The organism is Kushneria phyllosphaerae (assembly GCF_900312995.1).
GTDB classification, from domain to species: Bacteria; Pseudomonadota; Gammaproteobacteria; order Pseudomonadales; family Halomonadaceae; genus Kushneria; species Kushneria phyllosphaerae.
On record NZ_ONZI01000002.1, the window covers coordinates 513,824 to 540,593 of the forward strand.

17 protein-coding genes and 8 tRNA genes are annotated in these 26,770 nt (G+C 58.3%); 4 read left to right on the top strand and 21 right to left on the bottom strand.

The annotated features are described in order from the left end of the window. Nucleotides 1-46: 46 nt before the first annotated feature. The 10 genes from KSP9073_RS08270 to rnr all read right to left on the bottom strand — a co-directional run bounded on the left by KSP9073_RS08270 (nucleotide 47) and on the right by rnr (nucleotide 12,810). Entirely contained in the window at nucleotides 47-976 is a 930-nt protein-coding gene (locus tag KSP9073_RS08270; protein ID WP_108842501.1) for a hypothetical protein, read from the bottom strand. Continuing rightward, nucleotides 973-4,905, bottom strand: a complete 3,933-nt coding sequence (locus tag KSP9073_RS08275) for a non-ribosomal peptide synthetase (protein WP_108842502.1) — start codon at nucleotides 4,903-4,905, stop codon at nucleotides 973-975. The genes KSP9073_RS08270 and KSP9073_RS08275 overlap by 4 nt, the downstream gene beginning before the upstream one ends. 253 nt (nucleotides 4,906-5,158) lie before the next feature. After that, a complete protein-coding gene (locus KSP9073_RS08280) occupies nucleotides 5,159-5,455 on the bottom strand; it encodes a hypothetical protein (protein ID WP_108842503.1) in 297 nt (98 codons plus the stop codon). Nucleotides 5,456-5,542: 87 nt separating this feature from the next. After that, nucleotides 5,543-6,928, bottom strand: coding sequence for a replicative DNA helicase (dnaB, locus tag KSP9073_RS08285; protein ID WP_108842504.1), 1,386 nt, complete (start codon nucleotides 6,926-6,928; stop codon nucleotides 5,543-5,545). Nucleotides 6,929-7,121: 193 nt separating this feature from the next. Beyond that, a complete protein-coding gene (gene rplI / locus KSP9073_RS08290; RefSeq protein ID WP_108842505.1) occupies nucleotides 7,122-7,568 on the bottom strand; it encodes a 50S ribosomal protein L9 in 447 nt (148 codons plus the stop codon). 12 nt (nucleotides 7,569-7,580) lie between these two features. Beyond that, a complete protein-coding gene (locus tag KSP9073_RS08295; RefSeq protein ID WP_108842506.1) occupies nucleotides 7,581-8,432 on the bottom strand; it encodes a hypothetical protein in 852 nt (283 codons plus the stop codon). Between the two features lie 12 nt (nucleotides 8,433-8,444). Further along, nucleotides 8,445-8,672 (bottom strand): 30S ribosomal protein S18, encoded by a 228-nt coding sequence (rpsR, locus tag KSP9073_RS08300; protein WP_086622313.1) that lies wholly within the window; start codon nucleotides 8,670-8,672, stop codon nucleotides 8,445-8,447. Between the two features lie 41 nt (nucleotides 8,673-8,713). Beyond that, on the bottom strand, nucleotides 8,714-9,148 hold the full coding sequence (rpsF, locus tag KSP9073_RS08305) for a 30S ribosomal protein S6 (protein ID WP_108842507.1): 435 nt from the start codon (nucleotides 9,146-9,148) through the stop codon (nucleotides 8,714-8,716). Between the two features lie 201 nt (nucleotides 9,149-9,349). Further along, a complete protein-coding gene (gene rlmB / locus KSP9073_RS08310) occupies nucleotides 9,350-10,222 on the bottom strand; it encodes a 23S rRNA (guanosine(2251)-2'-O)-methyltransferase RlmB (protein WP_108842508.1) in 873 nt (290 codons plus the stop codon). Beyond that, nucleotides 10,219-12,810, bottom strand: coding sequence for a ribonuclease R (gene rnr, locus KSP9073_RS08315; protein WP_108842509.1), 2,592 nt, complete (start codon nucleotides 12,808-12,810; stop codon nucleotides 10,219-10,221). Before rnr ends, rlmB begins: the two co-directional genes overlap by 4 nt. Nucleotides 12,811-13,036: 226 nt before the next feature. Between rnr and KSP9073_RS08320 the strand changes: the two genes are divergently transcribed. From KSP9073_RS08320 to KSP9073_RS08330, 3 genes are all read left to right on the top strand, one after another. Continuing rightward, nucleotides 13,037-13,123: transfer RNA gene (locus KSP9073_RS08320), tRNA-Leu, on the top strand. An 83-nt stretch (nucleotides 13,124-13,206) separates the two neighbouring features. Further along, nucleotides 13,207-13,293 (top strand) — tRNA-Leu (locus KSP9073_RS08325). Between the two features lie 48 nt (nucleotides 13,294-13,341). After that, nucleotides 13,342-13,428: transfer RNA gene (locus tag KSP9073_RS08330), tRNA-Leu, on the top strand. A 216-nt stretch (nucleotides 13,429-13,644) separates the two neighbouring features. Here the strand turns inward: KSP9073_RS08330 and KSP9073_RS08335 are convergent. The 11 genes from KSP9073_RS08335 to ttcA all read right to left on the bottom strand — a co-directional run bounded on the left by KSP9073_RS08335 (nucleotide 13,645) and on the right by ttcA (nucleotide 22,610). Further along, entirely contained in the window at nucleotides 13,645-14,505 is an 861-nt protein-coding gene (locus tag KSP9073_RS08335; RefSeq protein WP_108842510.1) for a DNA/RNA non-specific endonuclease, read from the bottom strand. 169 nt (nucleotides 14,506-14,674) lie between these two features. Further along, complete coding sequence (locus tag KSP9073_RS08345) at nucleotides 14,675-16,225, bottom strand: SpoVR family protein (RefSeq protein ID WP_108842512.1); 1,551 nt, start codon at nucleotides 16,223-16,225, stop codon at nucleotides 14,675-14,677. Further along, the gene (locus tag KSP9073_RS08350; RefSeq protein WP_108842513.1) at nucleotides 16,222-17,520 is read right to left on the bottom strand and encodes a YeaH/YhbH family protein; all 1,299 of its coding nucleotides are present in this window, start codon (nucleotides 17,518-17,520) and stop codon (nucleotides 16,222-16,224) included. Before KSP9073_RS08350 ends, KSP9073_RS08345 begins: the two co-directional genes overlap by 4 nt. An 81-nt stretch (nucleotides 17,521-17,601) precedes the next feature. Further along, nucleotides 17,602-19,524 (bottom strand): PrkA family serine protein kinase, encoded by a 1,923-nt coding sequence (locus KSP9073_RS08355; RefSeq protein WP_108842514.1) that lies wholly within the window; start codon nucleotides 19,522-19,524, stop codon nucleotides 17,602-17,604. A 252-nt stretch (nucleotides 19,525-19,776) separates the two neighbouring features. Continuing rightward, nucleotides 19,777-20,874, bottom strand: a complete 1,098-nt coding sequence (locus KSP9073_RS08360; protein ID WP_108842803.1) for a threonine aldolase family protein — start codon at nucleotides 20,872-20,874, stop codon at nucleotides 19,777-19,779. A gap of 270 nt (nucleotides 20,875-21,144) precedes the next feature. After that, nucleotides 21,145-21,221, bottom strand: a tRNA-Asp gene (locus KSP9073_RS08365). A 38-nt stretch (nucleotides 21,222-21,259) separates the two neighbouring features. Continuing rightward, a tRNA-Val gene (locus KSP9073_RS08370) sits at nucleotides 21,260-21,335 on the bottom strand. A gap of 19 nt (nucleotides 21,336-21,354) precedes the next feature. Further along, nucleotides 21,355-21,431: transfer RNA gene (locus KSP9073_RS08375), tRNA-Asp, on the bottom strand. 34 nt (nucleotides 21,432-21,465) lie between these two features. Continuing rightward, nucleotides 21,466-21,542: transfer RNA gene (locus KSP9073_RS08380), tRNA-Asp, on the bottom strand. A 39-nt stretch (nucleotides 21,543-21,581) separates the two neighbouring features. After that, nucleotides 21,582-21,657, bottom strand: a tRNA-Val gene (locus KSP9073_RS08385). Between the two features lie 71 nt (nucleotides 21,658-21,728). Beyond that, nucleotides 21,729-22,610, bottom strand: coding sequence for a tRNA 2-thiocytidine(32) synthetase TtcA (ttcA, locus tag KSP9073_RS08390; protein ID WP_108842515.1), 882 nt, complete (start codon nucleotides 22,608-22,610; stop codon nucleotides 21,729-21,731). A gap of 188 nt (nucleotides 22,611-22,798) precedes the next feature. Here ttcA and KSP9073_RS08395 point away from each other — a divergent pair, with 188 nt between their 5' ends. Continuing rightward, nucleotides 22,799-26,740, top strand: a complete 3,942-nt coding sequence (locus tag KSP9073_RS08395) for a hybrid sensor histidine kinase/response regulator (RefSeq protein ID WP_108842516.1) — start codon at nucleotides 22,799-22,801, stop codon at nucleotides 26,738-26,740. Nucleotides 26,741-26,770: the final 30 nt, after the last annotated feature.

The window sequence follows — 26,770 nt, forward strand, 5'->3', positions numbered from 1 at the left end:
CCGTGTCAGCGCCGACATTGTCTTTCCAGTGTTGAAACGCTTGATACTATGCTGTCGGACCCGTGCCAAAACCGTCATGGTGATGCACCAGCCAGTCATCGAAGATGGCCCTTTGCGGCGCTGTCATCATTTTTCGGGCACGCGCAAGGTGATGTTCACCCAGACGTTGCAGTCGTGCCACGATCGTGGCAAGCCAAGTCGTATCGGCAAAAAGTGCATCGGGTAGCGCGATCCGGCGCTCGAGATCACCGAGATACCAGATATGGTCGATCATGGCAGGGCCGCCTGAGGACTCGGCAGCGGGTATCATTAGACCATTATGACGGACATCCAGCGAAGGGTGATCGCCTGAAAAGACACCCTTTTCCCCATGATAAGGATGAATCAGCTCGATAATCCCTGGCTCGCGCTTAACCAGCAGCTCTGCCAGCGGGCTGTATGGTGCCCCGGGCAGCGAGTGATGGGTCAAATGGCGCAGACCAAATACCAGAACCGCGCGCCGCCCGCGATCGAGCACTTCCTGTTCGACCCGTTCAGCATAGGCCCTTTCACGCGCTTCATGCCAGCGGGCAAAGGCGTCATCATTCAGCGTTTCCCAATCAAGGGCAGGTTCTGCCAGTACCACGCGAACACGGCGATCAAGCGAACGCTTCAGGTTGAGCGCACGCAGACGCCTGAAAAAATCGGCATAAACCGGTGGGCTCCACAGCAGGAAATAGAGCGTATCCTGCCAGACGGCTTCAAGCCCGGTCTCCTCCATGTCTTCACCGCCAATATAGCGATCAAGCCATGCCTGATGACGTGCACTGCCAAATTCGACAACAATGTCGTCAAACGTTCCCTCCAGCGCCGGATTTTCCAAAAGCGCGGTGATTTCGATCATCACTTGTGGGCACCAGTGAATCTCACCAAGCCCCACCAGAGAGCGGCGCTGAAGGATATCCGCCAGAAGCGTCTCGGGCCGAACGGCCGTCATGACACGCTATCGCAGCAGTCTATTTGAGTTTCAAGCACTGTCATTAGACGCTGCGCAATCGTTGCCAGATGCGCCGGGTACATCAGCTCCGGATGCGTGGCCGGCAGATCCAGATTGAGGATGCGTCCGCCCACATAGGGCTGCCAGGCGTGCCGATCCAGCCAGTATTCGTCACGAGGCGTGGCCGCGGTAAAGAAGTGCATGTCACCGCTATACACGAGATGGCGACTTTCACGCACCAGGCGACTGTTGTTGATGACCACATCCACCAGCGCATCCAGCGTCTGTGAGGACAGCTGACCGAGCGCACTGCCCTCACGCTGCAACAGGGCGATCACCTGGGCCCGGCGCGTCCCGCCATCCTCTGACAATGTCCTGTCGGCAAGCCCTGCAATACGCAGAAGCGCCTCCAGCGCCATGCCCTCATCAGGTGGCGTCATGTCGCGCCAGAGATCGGCCGGATAGGCATCCAGCAGCGCCAGCATGTCCACCGTTGCTCCCTCACCTTCCAGCAGGGCGGCCATGGTGTGCGCAATCATGCCGCCGACCGACCAGCCCAGCAGACGATAGGGCCCATGAGGCTGAATGCGACGCATGCGGGCAATGTAGTCGCGCGCCATCTCCTCCATGGTGTCCGGCAGACGACTTTCAGGCAGCAGCCCGCGTGCCTGCAGCCCGTACAGGGGATAGCGCGATGGCAGCGCTTGTGCAAGGCCTGCATAGCACCAGGCCAGCCCCCCCGCCGGATGAATGCAGAATACGGGAGACGCTGTGCCGCTTTCCCGCAGCGGCAGCACAACATCCAGCCCGCCAGCGGCCATGTCCTGCATATCGAGCGCATCCAGCGCCTCGATGGTGGGCGCCTCAAACAGTGTGGCAATCGTGAGCCGGGTGCCCAGCGCCTCGTTTAAACGACGCACCAGCCTCAGGGCGTTCAACGAGTTGCCCCCCAGATCGAAGAAGTTATCCCGAATGCCGACCCGCTCAAGGTCGAGTGCTTCGGCAAACAGCTCGGCCATGATCTGCTGACGTGGACTGGCCGGCGCCACGCTTTCCTGATCGGATTCGGGCGCCGGCAGAGCGCGACGGTCGAGCTTGCCATTGGCGCTCAGCGGCAGCGCCGCCAGCACCATGATGACCCCAGGCACCATATAATCCGGCAGCGCGCGGGCCAGGTGGCGCTTGAGCCCCTCCAGTGATGGCGCATCGCTACCCCGGGGGACAATATACCCGACCAGCCGGGCGCTGTTGCCGCTGCCATGGACGCTGACCACCGCGTGCGCCACCCCCTCATGAGACAGCAGGACGGACTCGATTTCGCCCAGTTCCAGGCGCTGCCCGCGCAGCTTGACCTGATGGTCGATGCGCCCGAGATAGTCGAGCACGCCATCAAAGCGCCAGCGGGCCAGATCGCCGGTACGATAAAGCCTTGAATCAGCCTCCAGCGCCGGACAGTCGATAAAGAGCTCGGCGGTCAGCTCCGGCTGGCCCAGATACCCACGCGCCAGATTGCGACCGGCAATATAAAGCTCGCCGGGCATCCCTACCGGTACCGGCTGGAAATTCGCATCCAGCACATGCAGGTGTGTGTTCCAGATCGGCGCACCAATGGGCACACTGCTGCCGGTGTCCGAATCATGACATTGCCAGGCACTGACATCGACGGCGGCCTCGGTAGGGCCATACAGATTGTGCAGCGCCACCCCGGGCAGGCGTGTCAAAAAGCGCTGTTCCAGCTCCCGTGACAGCGCCTCGCCGCTGACAAACACCTGGCGCAGGGCACCCATGCGCTCGACATCTCGATCACCGAGTTCATCCAGCAGAATATCGAGCATCGAGGGCACAAAGTGCAGCGTGGTAATCGCTTCATCAATGATGGTATCGATCAGATAGCGCGGCTCACGGTGGCCGTTTTCACGTGCCATGACCAGTGCTGCACCGCTGACCATGGGCCAGAGAAACTCCCATACCGACACATCGAAGCCGTTGGGCGTTTTCTGCAGCACCCGGTCGTTTTTTCCCAGCGCATAGCTTCCCTGCATCCAGAGAATGCGGTTAACGATGGCGTGATGCTCGACCAGCACACCCTTGGGCTTGCCAGTGGAACCGGAAGTAAAGAGAACATAGGCGCCCAGTCGCGGGTCACGCTGCGTAGGGCTGCCGGGAATGAGCGTCTGGCCGCTATTGCTTTCTGCCAGGGGCATGTTCAGGACAGGCGCCTGCTCAAAGCGGCCACACTGCGCCTCATGGCTTAAAATCACCCGGGGGGCAGCGCGCGCGATAATATCCGCCAATCGCGCGTCCGGATATTCCAGCGGCAGTGGCAGCCAGGCCGCCCCTGCATGATGAATGGCCAGCAGCGCCACCTGCATTTCCAGCGACCTTGGCAGCGCCACGCCGACGGCATCACCGGGCCGTACGCCATTAATGCGCAGGCGATCAGCCAGTGCCTGCACTTGAGTCCCCAGCGTTTGATAGTCCAGTACCTCTCCGTTGGCCACCAGTGCTGTCGCAGTGGGCGTCTCATGGACCTGACGCTCGAACAGCGTCGCCATATGGGTCTCTTCTACCGGGTGATCCGTGGCATTGAACTGCAAGAGCGCCTGGTGATCCTCAGGGAGGGTCAGTTTCAGTTCGCCTACAGGCGTCTCGGGGGCTGCCATGAAATTCACAAGCCACTGCGCCAGGCGTGCAAGATGCCACTGAAGCTCGTTCTGGTCATACAGCGCCGGATTACCATCAAGTGCCAACCGCATGGCCTCGCTGTCGCCGCCGAGATAGACCGAAAAGACCAGGTCATCGACCGGCCCTGCCACCAGATGATGTTTGTGAACCCGGCTTTGCGGCCATTGACCGCTTGAATCAAAGGGCAGCACATTAACGTGCATGCCAAGAAGCGGACGCCGGCCGGGACGACGCCCCAGATCGCGCAGCAGCCATTCATGGCGATAGCGCTGATGACGCCTTAGCGCCACGAGCGACTCTGCCGCGGACCGGCACCACTGGAGGGGAGTAGCGCTGAAGTCATCACGAAGACGCAGCGGCAACATATTGACCTGGGTCATGGGCGTGCGCAGCGCAGCGCCCTGCATGCGTCCCATCATGGGAACGCCCAGCGTGACATCAGATCGTTGACACATACGCGCATACCAGGCACCGCTGGCAGCCAGAATGGTTTCGGCCAGTCCCTGCTTTTGTTCGGTGCATCGAGCGTGAAACTGTTGGCTCTGCTCATGATCCAGCGTCACTTCGCAGCGCAGCGCATGAGGCTGCGCCGGGGCAAATCGGCCAGCGGGAGACACGGGCTCGGGGTCGTCGGCAAACATTGCCTGCCAGTGATCACGATCCTGCCCAGGCGACGGACCGGCCAGATAACGCTGCTCTTCTTCGATGACGCGCTCAATGCTGCCATACCAGACGGATTTGACGTTCTCCTCTTTACCCAGCGCAACATAGTGCTCGGCGGCACGCTGTTGAATCAGCCCGTAGGCCCAGGCATCGGCCGCCACATGGTGCATGTTGAGCCACCAGAGCACGTGATCGTCGGCCAGCCGCCAGAGCGCCTGGCGATAGAGCGGTCCCTGCTGCAGTGCGAAGGGCACCTCACGGCGCTCGGCCATCTGCTGCCAGGCCAGCTCCCGGGCATGCCTATTGCCGCGTAGATCGATGATCTCGGGAAGATCCGCTCGCTGCGCGATCTCGCCTTTACGCCTTGCCGGACCACTGTCAGTGGCCACAAACCCTTCAAACAGACCATCGGCCTCGCTGACCGCCATTGCTGCTGCCAGCGCCAGCCGATCAACATCAATGGCACCGGTGAACTCGAGGCACTGTGCGGTGGAGTATCCTCCCTGACGGGCACTGCTCTGCTGGCCGTACCAGATACCAGCCTGTGCGCCGCTAACGGGAAGAAAATCGGCCTGACTCATGAGATCACCATCTTCTGCAATACCACCCCTGTGCGGGTTCTGATAACGGCTTGCCGGCCAGAACAGGTAACCTCGCCTGATCACCGACACCGTATAAACGGATAGATGTCTGAATTTAAATAATAATGCTTCTCATTTCAAACGAAACAACTGGTATTTCCTGTTACGGCCCGTTTGAATGCAAAACGGGACCGAATGGCATCATTCGGTCCCGCAGGTCTTGAACACGACGCCGACATCCGGCCCCGAAGGTCTACTCGCGATTAAAGGTCGCCGGATCAATGGCGACACCCAGCGAGCGGCGGTCAATCCAGCGTCCGGCCTTGGTCTCCTTGTAGCGAAACACGACATAGTCGCCTATCGCGACATCCAGCGTGGCGTCTTCAACCTGATAGGAGTAGATCTCGCCATCAACGGTCAGAGTATGCCGGTAAAGGTCCGGCATCCCCAGCCACTCCTTGAAGGGCCCTTCGGTTTCGACACTTTCAAGCGTACCGCGTGCTTCCAGTTTGGGTTGACGACGTCCGCCGCGACGGTATCCAGCCGGCATATTGACTCCTGTCAGGCTTATCAGGAAAAAGGGAAATGGCGCCCGGAGCGCCTTGTTTTATCTATCAGAACGCGCACAGCATGCGGTTTACTCTTCGTACTGGCCGTAACTGCCCGGTGCCAGATCCTCAAACCGGGTGTACTTGCCGATAAAGGCCATGTGTACGGTGCCAATGGGACCGTTACGCTGCTTACCGATAATCAGTTCGGCCAGTCCCTTGTTGTCAGGGTTGTCCTTGTTATACACCTCGTCACGATAGACGAAGGCAATCACGTCCGCGTCCTGCTCGATGGCGCCGGATTCACGCAGATCCGACATCACCGGACGCTTGTTGGGTCGCTGTTCAAGCGAGCGGTTAAGCTGCGACAGTGCCACGACCGGGCAGTTGAATTCCTTGGCCAGCCCCTTGAGCGAGCGCGAAATTTCCGAGATCTCCGCGGTGCGGTTTTCCGACATTCCCGGCACCTGCATCAGCTGCAGGTAATCGATCATGATTAGACCAATGCCCCCGGCATCACGCGCAATACGTCGGCTTCGCGAGCGCATCTCATTGGGTGAGAGCGCGGCTGTATCATCGACGTAGAGCTGCTTGTCCTTGAGCAGGTTGACCGCAGAAGTCAGCCTCGGCCAGTCTTCGTCCTCAAGCTGCCCGTTACGCACCCGGGTCTGATCGATGCGACCCAGTGAGGAGATCATGCGCAGCATCAGCGAGTCAGCAGGCATCTCCATCGAGAAGACCACTACCGCCTTGTCACTGCTGACCACGGCGTGTTCGACCAGGTTCATGGCGAAGGTGGTCTTGCCCATCGATGGGCGCCCCGCCACGATCACCAGATCAGAAGGCTGCAGGCCGGAAGTCATGTCGTCCAGATCGCGAAAGCCGGTCGACAGCCCCGTCATCTGCCCCTTGAGATTGAAAAGCTCATCGATGCGGTCCACTGCCTTACTGAGCAGATCGCTCATGCCAATGGCCCCGCCGGTCTTGGGGCGGGATTCGGAAATCTGAAACACCAGCCGCTCGGCTTCATTGACCAGCTCGTCCGCACTACGTCCCTGCGGATTGAAGGCCCCATCGGCAATCTGATTGGCGGCAGCGATCAGTTTTCGCAGCGTGGCACGCTCGCGCACGATATCGGCATAGGCGCGAATATTGCTGGCAGAAGGCGTGTTGCGGGCAAGTTCGGCCAGATAGGACAGTCCGCCCACACGCCCCAGACGGTCATGCGATTCAAGCTCTTCAGAGAGCGTCACCACATCGAACGGGCGGCCCTCTTCTGCCAGACGCACCATGGCCTTGAAAACATCGCGATGCTCGATGCGGTAGAAGTCATCGCTGACCAGGCGGTCGGCGATCTCGTCCCAGGCCTGATTGTCCAGCATCAGGCCACCCAGAACGGACTGCTCGGCTTCAAGCGAGTGTGGCGGCACCTTGAGTGCAGCGGTTTCCCGATCAAATTCGATCACTTCACTCATGAGGACGATTAACCATGACGACTTACCAGGGAGAGTCATTCAACGCAGGATCATAGCCTACGCTCGCGGGAAGAACATGTCATGACCTCTTCCGCGCTTGAACATTCGTTGAAAACAGTCATTAAAAAAAGGGGCACACAAGGTGCCCCTTCTCGTGGCATATCATCGATATGCGCAGTGCCATCAATGTGGCTTATTCAGCAACAACGACCACGCGAACGCTGGCAGTAACATCGGAGTGCAGACGCAGCTCGATGTCATATTCGCCGGTCTGGCGAATCGGGCCTGTCGGCATGCGCACTTCGCTGCGTGCGACATCGATACCCGCCTGAGCGATGGCATCAGCCAGATCGCGCGGACCGATGGAACCGAACAGCTTGCCTTCTTCACCGGCGCGAGCAACGAGCGACAGCTCGATCTCGGACAGCTCTTCAGCGCGGCGCTCGGCTTCGGCCTGACGCTCTGCAGCGTTGGCTTCAAGTTCGGCACGGCGCGTTTCGAAGGCGTCGACGTTGGATTTGGTTGCCGGAACGGCCAAGCCGTAGGGCACCAGGTAATTACGACCGTAACCCGGCTTAACGGTAACCTGGTCGCCCAGATCTCCCAGCTTGCCGAGCTTGTCGAGCAGAATGACTTCCATCTCGTGGACCTCTTAACGTTGACTGCCGATCAGACGCGTGCGGAAATCCGCAAAGGTATCTATCAGCGCCAGCAGCAGCACAATCACTAACGTGGGCCAGGTGGTCAGCAGCAAGGCATAAAAGCCGACCAGCCAGAACCCTCTCATGGACTTTACACCTACAACACCGTGCACCAGGGCAATACCCGCTACCAGAAGAGGTACCCAGGCCATCAGGACAGCACCCGGCAACGCACCCAGAAGGCCAACGGCAGTCATCAGGACCACCCCGGCAAGTTCCAGCCTCGACAGGCGAAAGCGATGGAACTCTTCTCGAAAACCGCCGGGATTATACAGGGCCGCCTGCCAGCTGCGCGCCAGCGAAAGGCAGGCCGTCGCAGCCAGCATGACCATCAGGCCGGTAACGGCCGAGATCATCAATCGTGCCAGTTGTTCAACCGGCACACCCTGACTTGCGTACTGCCGAAGCAGCTCGTCAATCTCCGGCGCCTGGGCGCGCACTTCCTCAATCAGTTGCGAGGCATCAGGTGGTGCGAAGACCCCAATCTGGATCAACACGGCCACCACAATGGCCCCTGCCAGCAGGGTTTCCCCCCAGCGAAATCGCTCTCGCAGAATAATGGCCATCACCGTCACCAGCAAAATGCTGGCCAGCGGTATGGCATCTCCCTGCATCCACCACCAGCCTGCCGGCACTGCGGCGGCCAGCACGACCGGTGATGCCGGCCCAAAACCGCGGCGCAGCGTCACCAGCGCGCTGATGGCAGCAGACAGCCAGAAAAGCCATGGGACCAGTGAGCCCAGTAGCGCCACACCAACCGCGCGTGGCGTACTCTGCATTATCCAGCGAGCGAAACCCTGCATGGCGTATGCAGCTTACTGGTGGCTGTCGGTGTAGGGCAGCAGGGCCAGATAACGAGCGCGCTTGATCGCGGTAGCCAGCTGACGCTGATAGCGTGCACGTGTACCGGTGATACGACTCGGGACAATCTTGCCGGTCTCGGTCACGTAGGCTTTCAGCGTGTCGAGGTCCTTGTAGTCAATGTACTTCACGCCTTCGGCGGTGAAGCGGCAAAACTTGCGACGACGGAAAAAACGGGCCATGTCAGTCTCTCCAGTAGGTGGATTCAGGCCAGAGCATCAGCTCAGGAGGCAGCTTCGGTCGACTCGTCAGAGCGTTCGCGCGGGCGATCGTCGTCAGAATCAGAGCGTTCACGCGGGCGGTCATCATCAGAGCGCTCGCGACGGCGTCCCTTCTCATCTGCCGCTTTCATCATCGGAGATGCTTCAGTGACCGCTTCAGTGCAACGCACGACCATGTTGCGAATAATGGCATCGTTGAAACGGAAGATGTTTTCCAGTTCAGCCAGTGTTTCGCCGCTGCATTCCACGTTCATCAGAACGTAGTGAGCCTTGTGGATCTTGTTGATCGGGTAAGCCAGGTGACGACGGCCCCAGTCTTCAAGACGATGAACAGTACCGCCGTTTTCAGTCACGAGGCCGGTATAGCGCTCGATCATGGCAGGCACCTGCTCGCTCTGGTCCGGATGGACCATGACCACGATTTCGTAATGACGCATGGTGTCTCCTTTCGGTTTGACAGCTTCTCGATGACAGACATATCCGCCATGGGAAGCAAGGAGTTGATAGAAGGGTATTTTTCGTTACAAGGGCAGGCCCGAGGATGTTGTCTCGATGCCCTGCAAATGCATTCGGCGGCCGTAGCCGCCGCGAAACCGCACAATTGTAGGGAGATGGCCCGCTGCTTGCAAGCAAAAGGATCAGTGGGTGCTTCGCTGACGCACCGCTTCAAACAGACAGATGCCGGTGGCCACCGACACATTGAGACTCGACACCTGGCCGGCCATGGGAAGCTTGACCAACTGATCACAGTGCTCGCGCGTCAGACGTCGAAGGCCCTTGCCTTCGGCCCCCATGACCAGCGCGGTGGGCCCGCGCAGGTCGACATCGTGAACCAGAGCCTCGGCTTCTCCCGCGGCCCCCAGAACCTGCATGCCGTACTCTTTCAGCCGTACCAGAGCTCTTGCCAGATTGGTCACCTGATACACCGGCACGCTTTCGGCACCGCCACAGGAAATCTTTCGCACCGTGGCATTAAGCGGCGCCGAGCGGTCCTTGGCGACCATCACGCCAATGACGCCTGCTGCATCGGCCGAGCGCAGACAGGCTCCGAAGTTATGTACGTCGGTGACGCCATCAAGCACCAGAAGCAGCGGTGATTGATCAGCCCGCGCGTCAAGCTGCCAGAAAAGAGAGGCCTCATTGTCGGCGACCAGCGGCTCACAAAAGGCAATCACCCCCTGATGAGCCCCTTCGGCGATCTGATCGAGCACCTCACGAGGCTGAAGCACAAGACGCGCGCCGAGCGTAGTGGCCTGCTGCTGGATATCGGCCAGACGCTTTTCTGCCTGACCTTCCTGCACCCAGAGCTCCACGGGCACCTGCTGGCGTGCCAGCAGGGTTTCGACGGCGTGAACGCCATGGACAGCATCAAGCCCGCGCGGCGCGCCAGCCCGGGCACCCGAGTGACCACCGCCCTTGCCACGGCCAGTAGTCTGCTGCCGGCGTTGCTCCTGTGGTTTGCTGCCGCCGCGTTTGCCACTTTTATCACTGCGCTGATGATCGCCTTTCATGACTTGCGACGGCCCTTGTCAGTCTCACGCTTGCCTTTTTTCTCGCCACTGCTCCTGGTTTTGCCGCTCTTTCGCTTGTCGGGCTCACTACCGCTGACGCTGGCAGACTTGTCACTACGTTTGCGAGACTTCCGCTCGGCCGCGTCTTCTTCAGCCTTTAGGGTATCAGGGGCCTCTGTGCTGGAGGCCTTCTCTTCCCGACGGCGCAGACGTTCCTTCTTGCCCGGGCGGGACTTGCGACGCTTCTTGCTCGGCGCCTCCGTTTCGACAGGCGTCTTGCTGTCACCGGCCGGCGCATCGGCACCGGGCTTGCGAATACGGCGACGCGACTGGGGTTTGGCATCGGTCAGCATGAAATCGATCTTGCGATCATCAAGATCGACGCGAGCCACCTGAACGGTGACGCCATCGCCGAGACGATAGGTCACGCCGCTGCGATCGCCCTTGAGCTGATGCCGCTCGGCTTCATACTGGTAATAGTCGGAAGGCAGATTGGTGATATGCACCAGCCCCTCGACAAAGTGCTCGTTGAGCCGCACAAACAGGCCGAACTGAGTAACCGAGGCGATGGCGCCTTCGAAGACATCACCGACCTTGTCGGCCATGAACTCGCACTTGAGCCAGTCCTCGACATCGCGCGTGGCTTCATCGGCACGCCGTTCGGTCATCGAGCAATGCTCACCCATGGCGACCATCTGTTCGAAGTTATACGGGCACCAGCGCTGCGGCTCATTATTGGCCGCACCTTCCACACGCTCCACGTTGGTCGATTCACGCTGACTGCGAATGACCGAGCGAATAGCGCGATGCACCAGCAGATCAGGATAGCGCCTGATCGGCGACGTAAAGTGAGCGTAGGCGGCATAGGCCAGCCCGAAATGGCCTTCATTGTGCGGCGAATAAACGGCCTGGTTCATGCTGCGCAGCATGACAGTCTGAATGATATCGGCATCCGGACGGCCATTGATCACTTCACGAAGCGTCTGGAAATCCTGCGGCGTGGACTTGCCCTTTTCGCCACTGGCGCCCAGCGTCAGACCCAGCTCGCCCAAAAATGCCCGCAGCGTGGCAAGCTTTTCATCAGAGGGCGAGGCGTGAACGCGATAAAGCGCCGGCAGCTTGTGCTTTTCCAGAAAGCGCGCGGTGGCCACGTTGGCCGCCAGCATGCACTCTTCGATCAGCTTGTGGGCATCATTGCGGGTCCGCGGCACGATGCGTTCGATCTTGCGCTGCTCGTTGAAAACGATCTGGGTTTCGGTCGTTTCAAAATCGATCGCACCGCGGACGGTGCGCGCCTGGCGCAGTGTCTTGTAAAGCCCGTGCAGCGCTTCCAGCGGCTTGACCACATGGGCGTATTCGCCGCGCAGGGCCTGACCTTCTTCGCTGTCGGCGTCTTCAAGCATGGTGCCGACCTTGTTGTAGGTCAGCCGCGCATGCGAGCGCATCACGCCTTCATAGAACTTGTAGCGGCTGATCTCGCCGCGTTGCGAGATATTCATCTCGCAGACCATGCAGAGCCGGTCGACATCCGGATTGATCGAGCACAGTCCGTTGGACAACAGCTCGGGCAGCATGGGCACGACCTGGCCGGGGAAGTAAACCGAATTGCCTCGCTGCCAGGCCTCGCGGTCCAGCGGCGAATCGACCTCGACGTAGTGCGAGACATCGGCAATGGCCACAATCAGCTTCCAGCCGCCGGATTTGGTCTTCCAGGAATAAACGGCGTCGTCAAAGTCCTTGGCGTCTTCACCGTCGATGGTGACCAGCGGCCAGTCACGCAGATCGACGCGCTGCTGCTTGTCCTCGTCGAGAACTTCCTCGCTCATGTCGCGGATCTGATCCAGCACCTCGACCGGGAACTCGGCCGGGATATCATGTTCGCGAATGGCGATATCGATTTCCATGCCGGGGTCCATGCGCTCACCCAGCACTTCGGTCACTTCACCAATGGGCTGCTGGCGCAGACCAGGCTGCGTGGTAATGCGCACCTCGACCACCTGACCATCTTCAGCGCCGTTGGCCGAGCCTTCCTCGATGATGATTTCATGAGCAATGCGACTATTTTCGGGCACAACCACGGCGATATCGCTGCCGCGATTGCGATATAGCCCGATCAATGTGGGCGTATTGCGCTCTAGAATGTCATTGACACTGGCCTCTTCCCTGCCACGTCGATCCTTGCCGCTGACACGTACACGCACGCGATCACCGTCAAAAAGACGGCGCATCTGACGCGGCGGAATGACAAGGTCCGGCTTTTGCTTGTCATCGCGGACAAAAAAGCCGATGCCATCGCGATGGCCGACCACGCGACCATCCAGCAATAGATCGGGGTCGATAATTTCAAACGCGCCGCTTTTCTGACGCAGGATCTGTCCGTCACGCTCCATGGCAGACAGGCGTCGGCGGACCGCTTCCAGACGATCCTCATCCTTGATACCCAGCAACTTGCTGACATCTTCGTGTGCAATCGGCTTGCCGTGCTCGGTCAGAATCTGCAGAAGGTATTCACGACTGGGGACCGGGTTGTCATATTGACTGGCCTCGCGTTCCGCTTGCGGATCGTCGGCTGGCGTCCATTGACTCATAGATTGCTTCCCTGAAATGGTTGTCTTGTGATACCGGGCAAGATGGCGAGCAGCGGGCGCGGGATAATGTGATGTCTTGTCTTCATAACATCGATTATAGCGGTCTCGACTGGACGACCCAAACCCCTTTATTACCCCGAAAACGTTGCAGGGTGTAAAAAAATGGCTTTTGGTGACCCTCTCCTCTTGCATCACTCAAAAAATTGCGTATTATTTCGGCCCACCTGCCCGGATGGCGGAATTGGTAGACGCGCTAGCTTCAGGTGCTAGTGACCGTATGGTCGTGGAGGTTCAAGTCCTCTTCCGGGCACCATCTCAAACACCGAGACGGTGAAAAGACAGATACCGATGGCTGGTTTTGTCGAACTCAGGTAGCTGCAGTATCGTTTGATCGACGCCCGGATGGCGGAATTGGTAGACGCGCTAGCTTCAGGTGCTAGTGACCGTATGGTCGTGGAGGTTCAAGTCCTCTTCCGGGCACCAGTTGATCAGACATCGCTTTCATCACGGTCTTCGGACTGATGACACCCTGCCCGGGTGGCGGAATTGGTAGACGCGCTAGCTTCAGGTGCTAGTGACCGTATGGTCGTGAAGGTTCAAGTCCTTTCCCGGGCACCATGTTTCTCCCCTGATTGACCTTTTGATCTGTTTTATCCTTCGATATCTGGATCCCATCCCTGATGGTATTGTCAGACGCGCCTGTCTGATCACCTCTTCGCGCGATGGTTTCCTACACGTGGTTTAAATGACTTCCCTGCCCTGTCTGGCGCCCTGACATCTTCAGCAACGCTGACATCGTCATGACACCGACTCAGGCTGATGCCGTGACCGGGCTCAATAGCGCGCCGGCTGTCTTGCTACCTTCTCAAGCCCCCACCCTTGCGTATTAACACCGGATTCCAGCGGCTCGGCCATATCAAGTGGCAGTTCGCTGAAGAAGTTAAATCCCGTGCGCGCTTCAACCTCGTCCACGCTGACCAGAAAACGATCAAGCGGCTCATCGCCACGAACGTTTTGAGGCACGATAAAGGCAATCATTTTTGGCGCGGTATCGGCGCTGCCCGGTGCCACCACAATCTTGTAAAAGGCGTCCGGAATTTCGATAAACGATGACAGCCGCTTGATATCGTCATCGAAGACAGGGCCGGTGGTGATCCAGAGAGTACCGAATCGATCGGCAAAATCATCGATCACTACCTCTTCCAGCCGCTGCCATACGCGCCGGTTCAGGTCGGGTCTTTGGGGCGAGATATTGCTCATCTGAAAGGTATCAAGCTGCGCCTGACGACCGTGAACGGCGGCAACCGCGTAATTGGGCGCTTGATGACCACGATCAAAGCCACTGCCGGTATAGTCATCACTGGTGACCGGCCAGAGCGTACGCCAGTCATCACTGAAATGCCCCGGGCGGGCGCCAATGGCGGGATGGTTCACCCGGTTCAGACGATAAACCGTCCATAATGGATTGGCGCGCAGATCCGACCAGCCCGTCAGGAACCCGTCGTTGCGAAGCGTTCGATTGAGCGTTTTCCAGTCATACCAGACTTCGGCCTGGGGCGTACCCATCCAGCTCATCTGCGCCCAGTACGTGCGCTCCTGGTAATACCAGAGCCCATAAATGACCGCCGTTGCCATAAGGCCGGCACCACTCATGCGCCTGAAGCGCTTTAAAAGCCCTGGGCGTCGCCGCGCCATATCCATCCCCTGCCACTGTTTTTTTCAAAAACCGCTGACTTTTCGAAAGCCGCCCATCCAGGCGGCGGCGAGTATACATCAGTCAGTAACAGGCTGCTGATATGACTAAAAAAACGGGCCAGAAGGCCCGTTTCATCCAGTGCAAGTACAACATCGGCGGGGCATGCCACTATCCGAAGTTCTGCGGCCAGTGATGGGTATCTACCACTTCACCGTTGTCGACGACTTCCAGCACGATGGGAAATCCCCACAGCTGATGCAGATAGTGCATGACCGGTGACAACGTATCATCCAGCGTTCGCCGCTGCGTTCGCTCATGACGCAGCACCAGCGAGCGGTCGCCATGAATATTGGCCGCCCAGACCTGAATATCCGGCTCCCGGTGCCCCAGCGAATACTGCAGCGACAACGCCTCACGAATGCGCCTGTAACCGCGTTCATCATGAATGGCCGAAATTTCGACCATGTCATCCTGATCGTCATCAAGCAGTGCAAAAAACTTCATGTCTCGCATCACCTTCGGCGACAGAAACTGCTGAATGAAGGATTCATCCTTGAAGTTGTGCATGGCGAAATGGACCGTGTCGAGCCAGTCGCTGCCGGCCATCTCCGGAAACCATGCCCGGTCCTCCTCGGTAGGTTCGGTGCAGATACGCCGTATATCAGTGAACATGGCAAATCCCAGCGCATAGGGATTGATGCCGTTATACCAGGGACTGTCAAAGCCCGGCTGCGCTACCACCGCCGTATGCGACTGGAGAAATTCCAGCATCACGCCTTCATCAATGAGCTTTTCATTAAAGAGGCGATGCATGATGTTGTAGTGCCAGAAGGTGGCCCATCCTTCATTCATGACCTGGGTCTGGCGCTGCGGATAGAAATATTGCGCCAGCTTGCGCACGATGCGTACGATCTCACGCTGCCAGGGCGCCAGCAGCGGCGCATTTTTTTCGATGAAATAGAGCAGGTTTTCCTGCGGTTCTGATGGGTAGCGTGGACGCTGATTGAGCCCCTGAGCATCGCCATCCGCACCCGGGGCATCGGCGGTACGCAGTTGAGGAATAGTACTCCAGAGCGTATTGATCTGCTGCTGCAGATAGCCTTCACGTTCCTGCTGGCGACGCGCCTCCTCCTCGGCCGAAATGGCAGAGGGACGCTTGTAGCGATCTACACCCTGATTTTGCAGCGCGTGACAGGCATCCAGCAGCTGCTCGACGGCCTCGACGCCATGACGCTCCTCGCATTCGCTGACATAGCGACGGGCAAAGACCAGATAATCCACAATGGCGGAGGCATCGGTCCACGCCCGGAAAAGATAGTTGCCCTTGAAAAATGAGTTGTGGCCATGGCAGGCGTGCGCCATGACCAGAATCTGCATCATCAGGGTGTTTTCTTCCATCAGATAGGCAATGCAGGGGTCGGAGTTGATGACCAGCTCATAGGCCAGCCCCATCTGCCCGCGCTTGTAGGCCTGCTCAACGGACAGGAACTGCTTGCCAAACGACCAGTGGCTGTAACCCACCGGCATGCCGATGCTGGAATAGGCATCCATCATCTGCTCGGAGGTAATGATTTCGATCTGATTGGGATAGGTGTCCAGGCGAAATTCGCCGGCAATGCGAGCAATCTCTCGCTCATAGTGTTCAAGATCGTCAAAGGACCAGTCCGACCCCTGCCCCAGAAAATCCTCGTCGTGAATCGGCTTGTAGGATGTGCTCATGAGTGCGCCTCCTGACCGCTCTGGCGGCTTTTGAAGAGCTCACGAAAGACCGGATAGATATCACCGGCCTGCACGATCTGGCGCATGGCAAATCGCTCGGGATAGCGGTCCTGCACCCGCGTGTACTCCTCCCAGAGCGCCTGATGGGCATGCGGGGTGATTTCGACATAGGCGTAATATTGAAGCCTGGGCATCAGGGCATCCGAGAGGATCTGGCGACACTGAATGGAGTCGTCATCCCAGTTGTCGCCATCACTTGCCTGAGCCACGTAGAGATTCCACTGCGCGGGCGGATAGCGCGCCTCGATGATCTCATCGAGCAGATGCAGCGCACTGGACACAATGGTGCCGCCGGTTTCACGCGAGTAGAAAAAGGCTTCTTCATCGACTTCGCGCGCCGAGGTGTGATGGCGGATGAACACCAGCTCGACGCGTTCGTAGTCGCGCTCAAGAAACAGATACAGCAGTAGAAAAAATCGCTTGGCGATGTCCTTGTGGTTCTGGGTCATGGAGCCCGAGACATCCATCACACAAAACATGACCGCCTTGTTGGAGGGTTGAGGCTGGTCGGTAAGATGGTTATAGCGAAGATCATAGGTATCGATGAAGGGCACAGCTTCCAGACGCCTTTCCAGCCGCTCTATCTCGTCTCTTAGCTCGCGAAGCCGGCCGGGGTGGCGCAGGACCGGATCCTTGCGCTCTTCTTCCTCCAGTGCCTTTTGTGCATCACACAGCGCTCGCCTGATTGGTGCGCGCATGGCAATGCGACGCGCCTGTGCCTCGCGCATCGAGCGCACGATATTCATGCGGGCAGGCACGCCCTGACGCGACAGGCCGGCACGTACAGGCCGGCTTTCGGCCATGTCGGCAATCTGCTTGCGCTCGAGATGCGGCAGTTCCAGCCCGTCGAAGATAAAGCTTAAAAACTCGTCCCGGGACAGCGTAAAGGCAAATTCATCCACGCCTTCCCCCTGGTTGGAAGCCGACCCTTCGCCACTGCCACCGCCTCCACCGCCGCCGTGCGGGCGACGCATTCGATCCCCTTCGGCGAACTCGCGGTTGCCGGGGCTGACCACGGTGCGCCGACCGCCCTTGCCATGACGGAACACGGGCTCGGAAATGTCCCGGCCTGGAATACTGACTTTCTCTCCGCGCTCCATGTCGGTGATCGAGCGCCGATTGACCGACTCCTCCACGGCCCGCTTGATGTGCTTTTGATAGCGTTTTAAAAAGCGCTGTCGGTTGACCGCACTCTTGTGACGGGCGTTGCTGCGCCGATCGATGAAATAGCTCACGTCACCACCTCCTGCAGACCGCTCACACCGGCTGCCCCGTCTCCGGGTGGGAATGGACACCGGCCAGCCGGCGCCAACCGCTTACTGGGACTTGCGTACGCGCAGATACCACTCCGACAGTAAACGCACCTGCTTTTCGGTATAGCCGCGCGCGACCATGCGATCGACAAAATCCTCGTGCTTTCTGCGATCGTCATTGGAGGCCTTGGCATTGAACGAGATGACCGGCAAAAGCTCTTCGGTGTTGGCAAACATCTTGTGCTCGATCACACCCTTGAGCTTTTCATAGGACTGCCAGCTGGGATTAAGCCCCTCGTTTTGCGCCCGAGCTCGCAACACGAAATTGACCACTTCGTGACGAAAATCCTTCGGATTGGAAATACCGGCCGGCTTTTCGATCTTCTCGAGCTCTTCATTGAGTGCCTGGCGGTCAAGCAGTTCACCCGTCTCAGGGTCGCGAAACTCCTGATCCTGAATCCAGAAATCGGCGTAGGTCACGTAACGATCAAAAATGTTCTGACCGTACTCGGAGTAGGACTCCAGATAGGCGGTTTGAATCTCCTTGCCGATGAAGTCGACATAGCGTGGCGCCAGATACTCCTTGATAAAGCGCAGGTAGCGGTCGTGTACCTCACTCGGCAACTGCTCCTGCTCAAGGCGCTGCTCGAGAACATATAGAAGATGTACAGGGTTGGCAGCCACTTCGCTGGAGTCGAAATTGAAGACTTTCGAGAGAATCTTGAAGGCAAAGCGGGTCGACAAACCTTCCATCCCCTCATCCACGCCGGCGCTGTCTCGGTACTCCTGGATCGAGCGGGCACGGGGGTCGGTATCCTTCAGATTCTGCCCGTCATAGATGCGCATCTTGGAGTAAACGCTGGAGTTTTCCGGCTCCTTGAGCCTTGAAAGCACTGAAAACTGCGCCAGCATTCGCAAGGTATCCGGCGCACAGGGGGCATGGGACAGCGATGAGTGCTGCAGCAGTTTTTCATAGATTTTCATCTCCTCGGAGACGCGCAGCGAATAAGGCACCTTGACCATGTACACGCGGTCCAGAAAGGCCTCATTGTTGCGATTATTGCGAAACTGCTGCCACTCACTCTCATTGGAGTGCGCCAGAATCACCCCATCAAAGGGAATGGCCCCCATGCCCTCGGTCGGATTGTAGTTGCCCTCCTGGGTGGCGGTCAGGAGTGGATGCAGCACCTTGATCGGCGCCTTGAACATCTCCACAAACTCCATCAATCCCTGATTGGCGCGACACAGCCCGCCCGAGAAGCTGTAGGCGTCCGGATCATCCTGAGAAAAGAGCTCAAGCTTGCGGATATCGACCTTGCCAACCAGCGAGGAGATGTCCTGATTGTTCTCATCTCCCGGCTCGGTCTTGGAGATTGCGATCTGGTTGAGTCGTGACGGGTAGACCTTGACGACTCGAAAGCGGGAAATATCGCCGCCATATTCGCGCAGCCGCTTGGCCGCCCAGGGCGACATGACACTGCGCATGTAACGCTTTGGAATGTTGTATTCGCTTTCCAGCGTGTCACCGTCCTCATCGGGGCTAAAAAGCCCCAGCGGTGACTCATGCACCGGGGAGCCCTTGATGGCATAAAAGGGAATCTGCTCCATCAGCGCCTTCAAACGCTCGGCAATCGAGGACTTGCCACCGCCGACCGGTCCGAGCAGGTAGAGAATCTGCTTGCGCTCTTCAAGCCCCTGGGAGGCGTGGCGAAAATAGGCAACGATCTGCTCGATCGCCTCTTCCATGCCATGAAATTCGGCAAAGGCGGGATAGCGACGGATCAGCTTGTTGGAAAAAATACGAGAAAGGCGGGGGGTTTTGGCCGTATCAATGACTTCTGGCTCACCAATGGCCCTGAGCATGCGCTCGGAAGCACTGGCGTAGGCCTCCGGGTCCTTGCGACAGAGTTCAAGATACTCCTGAAGACTCATCTCTTCCTGGAGGGTGCGCTCAAAGCGATGCTGCACATGATCAAAAATGCTCATGAACTTCTCCTTGAGTGGCGACGGTGTGTCCTGCCGTACGCACGCTCGTCATTTCCGTGAAATCAATCAGCCACTGCGGCACTCCCGCTTATCGAAGGTTCTTTCTCGCTTATGGAAAGCACTGTCAGGCGTTAAAACGAGGATGGTTGGTCGTGTTGATCCGGGAACACACCGGATAACACCCCTGCTTGATTCAGGCGATGCGGCATGAGGCAATGCCGCATCGGTGTCAGGAAAGATGCCTTATCAATATCACTGTTGATCGTGTTGTGCCAGTGCCTGGCGAAGGTCAGCCACCAGTGCGTCGATCAGTGTCTCGGACGTGTTCCAGCTACAGACAAAGCGAACACCGCCCTCCCCTATAAAGGTATAAAACGTCCATCCGCAATCGCGCAAGTACTGTTGTGCCAGAGCAGGCACTTCAAGAAAGACGCTGTTGGCCTGCACGGGAAACATGACCTCAACACCTTCGATATCACGCACGCCGTTGACCAGGCGCCTTGCCATGGCATTGGCATGGCGGGCATTGGCAAGCCAAACATCATTTTCCAGAAGCCCAAGCCAGGGCGCACTGACAAACCGCATCTTGGAGGCCAGCTGCCCGGCCTGCTTGCAGCGGTATTCAAAATCACGCGCCAGCTCACGATCAAAAAAGACGATGGCTTCACCGAAGGCCAGACCATTTTTGGTGCCTGAAAAACACAGGACATCCACGCCGGCCTTCCAGGTCATCTCGGCAGGCGTCACATTCAGCGAGGCGCAGGCGTTGGCAAAGCGAGCGCCATCCATGTGGATTCTAAGATCGTGTTGATCCGCCACCTCACGAATGGCCTGTAGCTCCTCTAGAGAGTAGAGCGTCCCCACCTCGGTGGCCTGAGTGATGGACACCACTTTGGGGCGCGGGTAGTGAATATCGTTGCGCCGTGTCACGACGCTGGCAATGCCTTCAGGCGTGAGCTTGCCCATGGGTGTATCCACCGGCAAAAGCTTTGAACCATTGGAAAAAAATTCCGGCCCACCGCACTCGTCGGTCTCGATATGCGCCAGCTGATGGCAGATGACACCATGATAGGACTGGCAAAGGGAAGCCAGCGCCAGAGAATTGGCCGCGGTCCCGTTGAAGACGAAAAATATTTCGCAGTCTGCCTCAAAAAGCGTTCTGAAATGGCTCGATGCGCGCTCGGTCCAGACATCGTTGCCGTAGGCCAGGTCATCCTGCTCGTTGGCCTGAAGCAGATAATGCATGGCCTCGGGACAGATGCCCGATGTGTTGTCGCTGGCCAGAAAACGCGGAGATGCAATGGCAATGTCGCTGGTGGCGACAGTATTGCTGAAAACCGGGGTAGTCATGTTGAGGTTGTCCTGCTGATTGTTATCGGCTTGCCGATCGAGGATCACTCGATCCATGGCATGACAATTCAAGCATGCCGCGCGCAGCAGAGACTGGCAAGCCGATATACCGCAAACAACGTCCGCATGGCATTACAGAAACAACGCGTCATCAGGCAGAACGGAATCAGGCAGAACGGAATCAGGCAGACATGACAGTGATCATGCAGGAAGAACAATTAAAACAGGAATGGGTTTTGCAGGAGAGAAAGCAATCAACGTTCAAGCGAATGGCGGACTGGACGGGACTTGAACCCGCGACCTCCGGCGTGACAGGCCGGCATTCTAACCAACTGAACTACCAGTCCGCATACACTTGCAACATCAGATCATCTTTGGAAGATGATGGTGGGTGGTACTGGGCTCGAACCAGTGACCCCCAGCTTGTAAGGCTGGTGCTCTTCCAACTGAGCTAACCACCCGATAGTACGACAGTTTCGATGGCGGACTGGACGGGACTTGAACCCGCGACCTCCGGCGTGACAGGCCGGCATTCTAACCAACTGAACTACCAGTCCAACGACTATCGAAATATTACTGTACCCAGAGATTTGGCGGACTGGACGGGACTTGAACCCGCGACCTCCGGCGTGACAGGCCGGCATTCTAACCAACTGAACTACCAGTCCGCAACCCTGATTACAGCAACATGACCTTATCAAAAATGATGGTGGGTGGTACTGGGCTCGAACCAGTGACCCCCAGCTTGTAAGGCTGGTGCTCTTCCAACTGAGCTAACCACCCGGGTCATGTGGCGCTGCATTCTACCGATCATTGCAGGAAAGTCAAACACTTCCAGAACAAAAGCGGCAAATTCATGACAGCGGCGTATCGGCATCCTGCGCCATGAGGTTAATCGTATCGATGCGATCCCGCTGCATCAGACGCTGTTTTTCCTCGAGACCGTGGAAATCGAACAGGTCACGATCTGCCAGCTGAGAAGGCGCCACATTGGTCAGTGCCTTGAACATGGTATCCACTCGCCCGGGATGCTTGCGCTCCCAGTCTGCCAGCATTTCCTTGACGACCTGACGCTGCAGATTTTCCTGACTGCCACACAGATTGCACGGAATGATGGGAAAGGCCATTGCTTCGGAAAACCGGACAATATCGGCCTCCGAGCAGTAGGCCATCGGGCGGATCACGATATTTTTGCCGTCATCGGAGAGCAGCTTGGGCGGCATCGACTTGAGCGAGCCCCCGAAAAACATGTTGAGAAAAAGGGTTTCCAGCATGTCATCACGGTGATGACCCAGGGCGATCTTGTTGGCCCCGATTTCTTCGGCAAAGCCATACAGCGTGCCGCGGCGCAGCCGTGAACACAGCCCGCAGGTCGTTTTGCCCTCGGGCACCTTCTCCTTGACGATCGAATAGGTATCGCGCTCGACGATGTGATATTCGATGCCCTGTTGTTCCAGATACGCCGGCAGCACATGCTCGGGGAAGCCGGGCTGCTTTTGATCCATATTGACGGCCACCAGCTCGAAATTCACCGGCGCATTGCGCTGAAGATTGCGAAGAATCTCGAGCATGGTGTAGGAATCCTTGCCACCGGAAAGGCACACCATCACCCTGTCGCCCTCGTTGATCATGGCGTAGTCGATAATGGCGTTGCCGACATGGCGGCGAAGGCGCTTTTGAAGCTTGTCTAATTCCCGCTTCTGGCGGGTATTCACGGACTGATCAAGTTCTTGCATGGAGATGACTTCAGATTAATGCGACATTGGCGCTACTTTATCATCGCCGTCTGGTACAGGCGAAGCCCCGGCACGTTATGCGGGGGCTGAAGGGGCGATAGCACGCCGGCAAACACCGGCGCGTTATCGGTATTTCAAGGCTGCCACCATGAAGCAGCCATTACGCGGGTCAGGCAAGGATTTTCACGATGTTCCAGGGCTGGTTACTGCTCACCATCTCGCTGTTATACATCGCCACCCTCTTTGGCATTGCCTGGCGGGGTGACCAGCGTGCCAGAAGGCTTGGGCCGGCAAAGCGGCGACCGTTGGTCTACAGTCTGGCCCTGGCCGTGTACTGCACCTCATGGACCTTCTACGGCAGTGTGGGTCAGGTGGCCAACTCGGGTCTTCAATACCTCAGCGTTTTTCTGGGCCCCATCCTGGCCTTTTTGCTGTTCTGGCCCATCCTGACCAAGATGATTCGCGTCGCCAAGCGACAAAATATCACCTCGATCGCCGATTTTATTGCATCTCGCTACGGCAAGACCCAGGCACTGGCGGCACTGGCCAGCCTGGTCGCCCTGCTGGGCACCCTTCCCTACCTGGCCCTGCAGCTCAAGGCCATGGCAGCCAGTTTTACAGTGCTGACCGCCAACAATGACATTGTGCGCTCTCCCATTCTCGGCGATACCGCCTTTTATGTGGCCGCGCTCATGGCGCTGTTTGCCATTTTGTTCGGTACACGACACACCGATGCCACCGAGCATCACGAAGGATTGATTCAGGCCATTGCCTTTGAGTCCGTGGTCAAGCTCGGCGCCTTCGTGCTGCTGGGCGCCTTGATCACCTGGGGCGCCTTTGACGGTCTGGGTGAGCTTTCAAGCCGCGCGGTGCATGATCTTTCCGCCGGCAGTCATTTCAGCAGCGCCAGCTTCGGCCAGGGCTTCTGGACCCAGACGCTGCTGGCCATGCTGGCCGTGTTCTGCATTCCCCGTCAGTTCCACGTCACCGTGGTTGAAAACACCAGTACCGACGACACCGCCCGAGCCCGCTGGCTTTTTCCGCTGTACCTGGTGGCGGCCGGTTTTTTCGTGCTCCCGCTGGCCGTGGCCGCCCTGACCCTGTTTGAAGGCCAGGGGCTTGATCCGGATACGTGGGTATTGCACCTCGCCATGGCACTGGACCAGCCCTGGCTGGTCATGGTCACGTTCATTGGCGGGTTTGCGGCCGCCAGCGGCATGGTCATCATGGCCGCCGTAACCCTGTCCATCATGATCTCCAACGAAGTTGTCATTCCCCTGCTGCTGCGCTTCAAGGGGTTTGACGCGCGCCACGGCGATTATGCCCGCTGGGTACTGCGTATCCGCCGACTTATCATTGTGCTGACGCTGGCGCTGGCTTACGGTTTTTACAAGCTCACCGCCCCTTCCAGCTCGCTGGCAAGCCTTGGGGTACTGTCACTGGCAGCGCTGGCGCAGCTGGCCCCGGCACTGATCGGCGGGCTTTACTGGAAACGAGGCAACCGTCTGGGCGTCAGCCTGGGGCTGCTGCTGGGCTTTCTGATATGGGCCTACACCCTGCTGCTGCCCACACTGGTACGCACGGGCCTTTTCTCCTTTCCCATCGATGCAGGCCCGATGGGTCTGGAACTGCTCAGTCCCGCCAACCTGCTGGGCCTGTCTCTGGATGACCCCATCACCCAGGGGGTACTGTTGTCGCTGGGCGTGAACCTTTTCTGCTACATCTTTTTCTCTCAGGTCACGCGACAGCGTGTGGTCGAGCGCATTCAGGCATCGTTGTTTGTCGACAGCGTGGCGTCTCACCAGACGCTGATCAATCGCCCATGGGGTGGCACAACGTCGGTGAGTGATCTCAAGTCCCTGTCCCGGCGCTTTCTCAACGAAGATCAGGTCGAACGCGCCTTCAATGACTATGGATGGCGCCATCATCAGCGCCTGGACCCGGGCATGCGCGCGTCGATCGATTTGATCGGCTTTACCGAACGGCTTCTGGCCTCGGCCATCGGAGCCTCTTCGGCGCGCATCGTAATGAACTCGGCCCTTTCGGGACGGGACGTGTCGATTTCTGATGTCGTCTCCATCGTCGATGAAGCCTCTCAGGTGCTCGAGTTCAACCGATCCCTTTTGCAGGCCACCATCGAGAACATCAATCAGGGCGTGATGGTGGTGGATCACAAGCTGCGCATCGTGGTCTGGAACCAGCGCTATCTGGAGCTGTTTCGCTTTCCTGACCACCTGATTCATGTCGGCGAACCCATCGAGCGCATCTTTTTATATAACGCCGAGCACGGTGAATATGGCCCCGGCGACCCGCAGGAACATGTGCGCCTGTTGATGGACAATATTCGCGGTGGCCAGGCGCATCACTATCAGCGCTATCGACAGGACGACAGCGTGCTCGACATCCATGGCAACCCCATGGTGGGCGGCGGTTTTGTTTATACCTATCAGGATGTTACCGACCAGAAGCGCACCGAAGAGGCGCTGATCCGCTCGGAAAACAACATCCGTATCTATACCGACAATGTGCCGGCGCTGATCGCCTATTTTGATCGCGACTGTCACTACCTCTTTACCAATCGCGCCTATGAAACCGCCATGGAGGTGGATCGACTGCAGGCCATTGGCAAGCGTGCCGAAGACGTCATGACCGCCAGTACATGGAAACTGCGCGCCCCCTGGATGCAGCGGGCACTCGGCGGTGAACGCGTCTCGTGGGAGCTCTCCCTGCTCGACCGTGAAGGCGGGACACGCTATATGCTGGCCACCTATACGCCCCATGTCGGAGAAGCAGGCCGGGTACTGGGGTTTTTCGCGCTGTATCAGGACATTACCGAGCGTCGGCTGGCAGAGATCGCTCTCAAGGAAACCAACGAACATCTTGAGGAGCGCGTGCGTGAGCGAACCCGGGAACTGTCAGAGGTCAACATTGCACTGCGTCAGGAAAACCGGGTGCGCTCGGAAGCAGAACTGGCGCTGCGACAGGCCAAGCAGGTTGCCGAAACCGCCAACGCTTCCAAGACACGCTTTCTCGCCGCAGCCAGCCATGATTTGCTCCAGCCGCTCAATGCTGCGCGGCTATTCACTTCTGCGCTGACCCAGCGCCTAGCAGAGAGCGAACATCACGACACGCTGGTCCACATCGACAACTCACTTCAAGCGGCAGAGGAGCTGCTGGGCACGCTTCTGGACATCTCCAAGCTGGATGCCGGCGCCCTGACCCCTCGACGTCAGGTGTTTGCCCTCAATGAGATTCTGAGCCCTCTGTATGCGGAGTTTTCGGTCATGGCTCTGGATCGCGGGCTGGACTTGGACATGGTCGAAACGGGCACCGTGATCGACAGTGATCCGCAGATGCTCAGACGCATCATTCAGAACTTCCTCTCCAATGCCCTGCGCTATACCCAGCACGGTCGTGTCCTGCTGGGCTGTCGCCGCCGGGGCGAGAATCTATCGATCGAAGTCTGGGATACCGGACCCGGCATTCCGGAGTCACGTCAGTCCGAGATTTTTCAGGAGTTTCGGCGACTGGATCAAAAGTCCCGCCACCGGGAAAGTGAAAAGGGGCTGGGGCTGGGCCTTTCGATCGCCGATCGGATGGCGCGAGTGCTCGATCACCCGATCACCATTCACTCGCGGGAAGGTCACGGCACGGTCTTTGCCCTTGGCGTGCCGCTCAAGCGAGGCGCGGTACTCACTCGCCAGGAAACTCAGGCCGCTCAGAAAAGCGCCGGCAATCGCATTCGCGGTGCACGTATCATCTGTATCGATAATGAGACCATGACGCTTGAAGGCATGAAGGCGATGCTGGAAGGTTGGGAGTGCGAGGTGTTTACGGCCACCTCGATCGGCGGCGCCCGCTCGGTAGTACGCAACATGACCGGCGAGCCCGATATCATTCTGGCCGATTACCATCTGGACAACGAAGTCACCGGACTGATGGCGCTGGAGTCGCTTGCCGAGCGCTTTACCGGAGATGTGCCCGGTATCGTGATCACGGCTGACCGTACTGAAGAGGTGGCTGATCTGATTCGCAGAGCGGGCTATCACCTGCTGAACAAGCCGGTGCGACCGGCGGCACTGCGTGCGCTGCTGACCCGAACCCTTCAGGCCAACCGCCGTATGAACTGAACCGACACACCATCACAAGGCACAAAAAAA

Excerpts from the sequence above, each read along its gene's own strand:
- KSP9073_RS08270 (WP_108842501.1), bottom strand. The coding sequence starts at position 976 with ATGACGGCCGTTCGGCCCGAGACGCTTCTGGCGGATATCCTTCAGCGC.
- KSP9073_RS08275 (WP_108842502.1), bottom strand. The coding sequence starts at position 4,905 with ATGAGTCAGGCCGATTTTCTTCCCGTTAGCGGCGCACAGGCTGGTATC.
- KSP9073_RS08280 (WP_108842503.1), bottom strand. The coding sequence starts at position 5,455 with ATGCCGGCTGGATACCGTCGCGGCGGACGTCGTCAACCCAAACTGGAA.
- dnaB (WP_108842504.1), bottom strand. The coding sequence starts at position 6,928 with ATGAGTGAAGTGATCGAATTTGATCGGGAAACCGCTGCACTCAAGGTG.
- rplI (WP_108842505.1), bottom strand. The coding sequence starts at position 7,568 with ATGGAAGTCATTCTGCTCGACAAGCTCGGCAAGCTGGGAGATCTGGGC.
- KSP9073_RS08295 (WP_108842506.1), bottom strand. The coding sequence starts at position 8,432 with ATGCAGGGTTTCGCTCGCTGGATAATGCAGAGTACGCCACGCGCGGTT.
- rpsR (WP_086622313.1), bottom strand. The coding sequence starts at position 8,672 with ATGGCCCGTTTTTTCCGTCGTCGCAAGTTTTGCCGCTTCACCGCCGAA.
- rpsF (WP_108842507.1), bottom strand. The coding sequence starts at position 9,148 with ATGCGTCATTACGAAATCGTGGTCATGGTCCATCCGGACCAGAGCGAG.
- rlmB (WP_108842508.1), bottom strand. The coding sequence starts at position 10,222 with ATGAAAGGCGATCATCAGCGCAGTGATAAAAGTGGCAAACGCGGCGGC.
- rnr (WP_108842509.1), bottom strand. The coding sequence starts at position 12,810 with ATGAGTCAATGGACGCCAGCCGACGATCCGCAAGCGGAACGCGAGGCC.
- KSP9073_RS08335 (WP_108842510.1), bottom strand. The coding sequence starts at position 14,505 with ATGGCGCGGCGACGCCCAGGGCTTTTAAAGCGCTTCAGGCGCATGAGT.
- KSP9073_RS08345 (WP_108842512.1), bottom strand. The coding sequence starts at position 16,225 with ATGAGCACATCCTACAAGCCGATTCACGACGAGGATTTTCTGGGGCAG.
- KSP9073_RS08355 (WP_108842514.1), bottom strand. The coding sequence starts at position 19,524 with ATGAGCATTTTTGATCATGTGCAGCATCGCTTTGAGCGCACCCTCCAG.
- KSP9073_RS08360 (WP_108842803.1), bottom strand. The coding sequence starts at position 20,874 with ATGACTACCCCGGTTTTCAGCAATACTGTCGCCACCAGCGACATTGCC.
- ttcA (WP_108842515.1), bottom strand. The coding sequence starts at position 22,610 with ATGCAAGAACTTGATCAGTCCGTGAATACCCGCCAGAAGCGGGAATTA.
- KSP9073_RS08395 (WP_108842516.1), top strand. The coding sequence starts at position 22,799 with ATGTTCCAGGGCTGGTTACTGCTCACCATCTCGCTGTTATACATCGCC.